This is a genomic window from Dietzia sp. DQ12-76, assembly GCF_014145045.1.
In the GTDB taxonomy this organism is placed as follows: domain Bacteria; phylum Actinomycetota; class Actinomycetes; order Mycobacteriales; family Mycobacteriaceae; genus Dietzia.
On the sequence record NZ_JAALDV010000050.1, the window covers coordinates 1 to 4,041 of the forward strand.

3 protein-coding genes and 1 pseudogene are annotated in these 4,041 nt (G+C 71.1%); 1 reads left to right on the plus strand and 3 read right to left on the minus strand.

What is annotated here, in order from left to right; genetic code table 11:
- The 3 genes and pseudogenes from G6019_RS02550 to G6019_RS02560 all read right to left on the minus strand — a co-directional run.
- A pseudogene (locus tag G6019_RS02550) lies at positions 1-459 on the minus strand (ABC transporter permease); the annotation flags it as partial.
- Positions 459-1,985 (minus strand): ABC transporter substrate-binding protein, encoded by a 1,527-nt coding sequence (locus G6019_RS02555; RefSeq protein WP_182626987.1) that lies wholly within the window; start codon positions 1,983-1,985, stop codon positions 459-461. The pseudogene G6019_RS02550 and the gene G6019_RS02555, both read right to left, overlap by 1 nt.
- A gap of 52 nt (positions 1,986-2,037) precedes the next feature.
- Positions 2,038-2,985, minus strand: a complete 948-nt coding sequence (locus G6019_RS02560) for an NAD(P)/FAD-dependent oxidoreductase (protein WP_182613189.1) — start codon at positions 2,983-2,985, stop codon at positions 2,038-2,040.
- A gap of 194 nt (positions 2,986-3,179) precedes the next feature.
- Between G6019_RS02560 and G6019_RS02565 the strand changes: the two genes are divergently transcribed.
- The coding region (locus G6019_RS02565; RefSeq protein ID WP_309230129.1) for a phosphopantetheine-binding protein at positions 3,180-4,041 on the plus strand (862 nt) is incomplete at its 3' end.

Genomic DNA, 4,041 nt, shown 5'->3' on the forward strand with positions numbered 1-4,041 from the left:
GACCGACACGAGAATCACGGCGAGGACGAACTCCGGGGTGGCGAGCACCGCGGCCGCGGTGAGTGAGGTCGCCCGGTCCGTACGGGACCCGGCGCGGGCACCGGCGAGCACCCCGCCGCCGAGTCCGGCCACCACTGCCACGGGGATCGCCGCGAGCAACAGCAGGCCCGTTCGAGCCAGGGGCTCCCTGATCTGATCGACGACAGGCGTGCCCGAGGCCGAGAGTCCCGGGTCACCCCGGAGCATCCCCGCCAGCCACTCGACAAAGCGCTCGGCCACCGGGAGGTCGAGTCCGAGCTCGGCCCGTCGCCGGGCGAGCCAGGAGGCGTCGGTGGTGACGTATGACGCCGTCGCGGCATCTCCGGGGAGTGCGTCGACCAACCAGAACGCCAGCACGACGGTGACCGCCAAGGTGAGGAGCGTCTGGGCGATCCGCACCGCGGCGCGTCTGGGCGTCATCAGTCGGGGCGGGACCCGAAGAACGGTGCGGACTGGCTCGAGGGGACGTCACCAGCGGCGTCGGTGGTGGCGTTGAGGAACGGCTGGTATCCCCAGATGAGCTGGCCTCCCCGCTCGGACACCTCCGTGGCGAGCGCTGCGACCGCCGCCTGCCGTTCGGCGTCGTCGGTGATGGCCGCGGCGTCGGCCAGGCGCCGGTCCCACGCCGCGTCGGCGCCGAATCCGTCGAGGTTGAAGCCGCCGGCGGTACCCGTGGTGAACGGGAGCGCGGTGGCCGTCGAACGGTTGACCCAGTAGAGGGAGAACAGCGGCAACTCCATGAGTCCCGGGATGTCGGCGAAATAGGCCGCCGGGTCCCGACGCTCCAGAGTGAGGGTGAGTCCGGCCTCGCGGGCCTGGGTGACCAGGAGCTCGGCGGCGTCGTTGAGGCCGGGAACCACGTCGGAGGTCACCAACGTCAGGTCGTCGACCCCGGCCTCCGCGAGGATGGACCGTGCCCGGTCGACGTCACGGGAGATCTCGGACAGCTCGTCGGGATAGCCGCTGATGCCTTTGCCCAGGACGTCCTCGCCCACGACGGCGCCCTGGCCGAGGACGGTGCCGACGAGCGTCTCCCTGTCGACCAGCAGCTTGAACGCCGTCCGTACCCGCTCGTCGTCGAACGGCGCGACACGGGTGTTGAGGATGAGGCCGAGCGCCTTGGAGTCCGCCGGGCCTCCCTCGGTGATGCGGGCCGGTTCGGCCACCGTCCGCGCGGCGGTCACCGGGAGGTCGTTGGCGTAGTCGACGTCGCCGGAGACCACGGCCCGGGCTCGCGCATCCGGGTCCGGGACCGACCGCACCTCGAGTCGGTCGATGCCGACGCCCGGGTGGTGGGGGTTGGGTGTGAAGACCCACCCGTCCTCGGACGATCCGGACTCGAGGACGAACGGACCCGATCCGATGCCGGAGTCGGGGTCGCCGTCCTTGAACACGCCGCTCTGCGGGGCCAGGACAGCCTCGACGAAGTCTGCGCGCGGAGCGCTGAGGTGCAGCTCGAGCGTGCGCTCGTCGACCGCACGGGACGCCGCGGTGTCCAGTGGGGCGAGGAAGGACCCGGCCATCGGGGACGCGGCCGTGTAGACCAGCGAGGCGAGGGCGTCCTCGGCGGTCACCGGTGAGCCGTCCGAAAAGGTGGCGTCGGGCCGGAGCCGGACCGTCCACACATCCGCCGCGTCGTTGGAGGTGATCGACTCGGCCAGCTGGGATACCGGCTCGTTGTCGAGGAGGACCACCAGGGAGTCGTACAGAGCGAAGATGCCCACCCAGGCTCCCGGTGAGGTCGCCGCGGCGGGGTCGAGCGTGTCCCCCGGGGAGACCATCGCCGCCACACGGACGGTGCCCCCGTCTCCGCCTGTGCCCGAGCCGGTCCCGGTGCCGGTCCCGTTCGCGCCTCCGTCCTCGGTGGCGCAGGCGCCCAGGGCGAGTCCGGCGCCGGTGACGGCACCGGTGACGGCGATGAGACGGAGGAAACCGCGGCGATCCATGAGAGTGGTGATCCTTAGGTGAGTGGGTGGTGACGGGTGGGGTGGGACTGCGTCAGCCGAGACCGGCCTGGGCGCGGAAGAGGTCCTGGTCGATCCACAATCCTGCGGCCTGTCCGGCGGCGACGGCGCGGGCCACGAACGCCAGCGGTACGGGGTCATCGCGACGACGGGCGCAGTCGCCGGCCGCGAACACGCGTGGGTCCGACGTGCGCTGTTGCCAGTCCACCAGGATGTGCGCACCCTCGGTCTCGAGATCGAGGCCCAGCACGGAGTCGCGCGGTTGCTCCCGGGGGGTGTGGAAGACCGCACCGAAGGTGAGCTCCTCGTCGCCGACCGAGACCGTGAGGGCGCCGTCGGTCCCGCCGAGCTCGGTCACGGGCCGGTGCTCGAGCCCAACGCCATTGCGCGCGAGCGTCTCGCGGATCTCGTCCGGGACCGGATGACCGTTGGTGAGCAGGGTGACGTCGCGGGAGAAGTGGGTGGCCAGATAGACCGCCTGCAGTCCGGGTTGGGCCGGGTTCTCCGGGGCGTCGGTGAGGACGGCGAGTCGCCGCCCGTCGACCTCGTGGCCGTGGCAGAACGGGCAGTGGTAGACGCCCTGTCCGAAGCGCGCCGCCACACCGGGGATCCCGCTCACGTCGTCTCGGACCCCGGCGGTGACGAGCAGCCGTTCGGCCAGGAATGATCTGCCATCCGAGGTGGCGAGACTGACCGGTGTGTCGGGGCCGGTCACCTCGATGCCCGTCACGGTGGAATGCACGATCTCGACGTTGGGATGACCGGCGACCTCCTCCATCCCCGTCCTGCGCAGGTCCTTCGGGGACCTGCCGTCGAGGCCGAGATACATGTGCATCTCGGTCGCGGGGGCGTTGCGCGGTTGGCCGGAGTCGACCAGAACGACCGTCCGCTTCTGGCGGCCCAGGACGAGCGCCGCCGTGAGCCCGGCCGGACCGGCTCCGATCACGGCGACCTCGACTGCGTCGGGGATGGGTGAGGACATGGCGGCTCCCTGGTGGTGGTGCGAGGACGCGCGGACCCCCCTTCCAACAACGGGGAGACGGGCAACGACTGTAGAGACTCTATTGATAACGAGACTCATTATCAATAGAGTCGTGCCGGTGTCGCCGTGGTTCAGTCCGGACAGCGACGCTTTGTGTTGTGAGCGAGAGGTGGGGCATGCCGTCGAGTTGGTCCGTGGTCGAAGCTGCTGTCTGCGACGTCCTGGAGGTCGACTCGGTGGGCCCGGGGACGCTGGTGGACCTGGGGCTGGACTCGCTCTCGGCGGTGCGGCTCCAGCGGCTGCTGGTGGAGCGCACGGGGGTGAGGATCCCCCTGCGGGACTTCGTCGGAGACATCGACCTGACGACACTCGAGCGGAGATGTGCGGCCGGGCCGGTGTCCGCGGAGAAGGTGGCCGCGGAGGTGTCGACGGCGATGACGCCCGCCGACGCGGGCGGTCAGGAGGTCCCGGATACGTTCGCTCTGACTCCCGTACAGGGCACCTATTGGGTCGGCCGGGGTGACGACTACCCGCTCGGCGGCGTCTCGACGTACTTCTACTCCGAGTACGAGTTCGTGCTGCCTGCCGGGACTGACGCCCTCACCACCGTGGGAGAGCTCGAGTCGGCGTGGAACCGCGTGGTGGCCCGCCACCCGATGCTCCGGGCGGTGGTGGGACGCGACGGCGTGGGCCGGGTGCTCGACGATCCGGGGGTCCACCGGTTCGAGATCGTGGATCTCCGCTCGCACCCCGACCCACAGGCTGCCGAGGATGAGGCGCGGCAGGACCTGTCCCACCGTCGCGCGCCCGCCCACCGATGGCCGGTGCACACGTTCGCTGCCGTAGTGCGGCCCGACGGGTCCCTGGTCCTGTGCGTGGGGTTCGATGTGTTGCTCATCGACTTCCCCGGGATACGGCGAGTGCTCGACGAGTGGGGTTCGGAACACCGGCACGAACGCTCGGGTGAGAGCGCGGAGGGCCGCGGGGTGAGGGCGGCGCCCCCGTCTGCCGTGCCCCCACCCGCCCTGCCACGCACCGAGGCCGCCGAGCGGGACG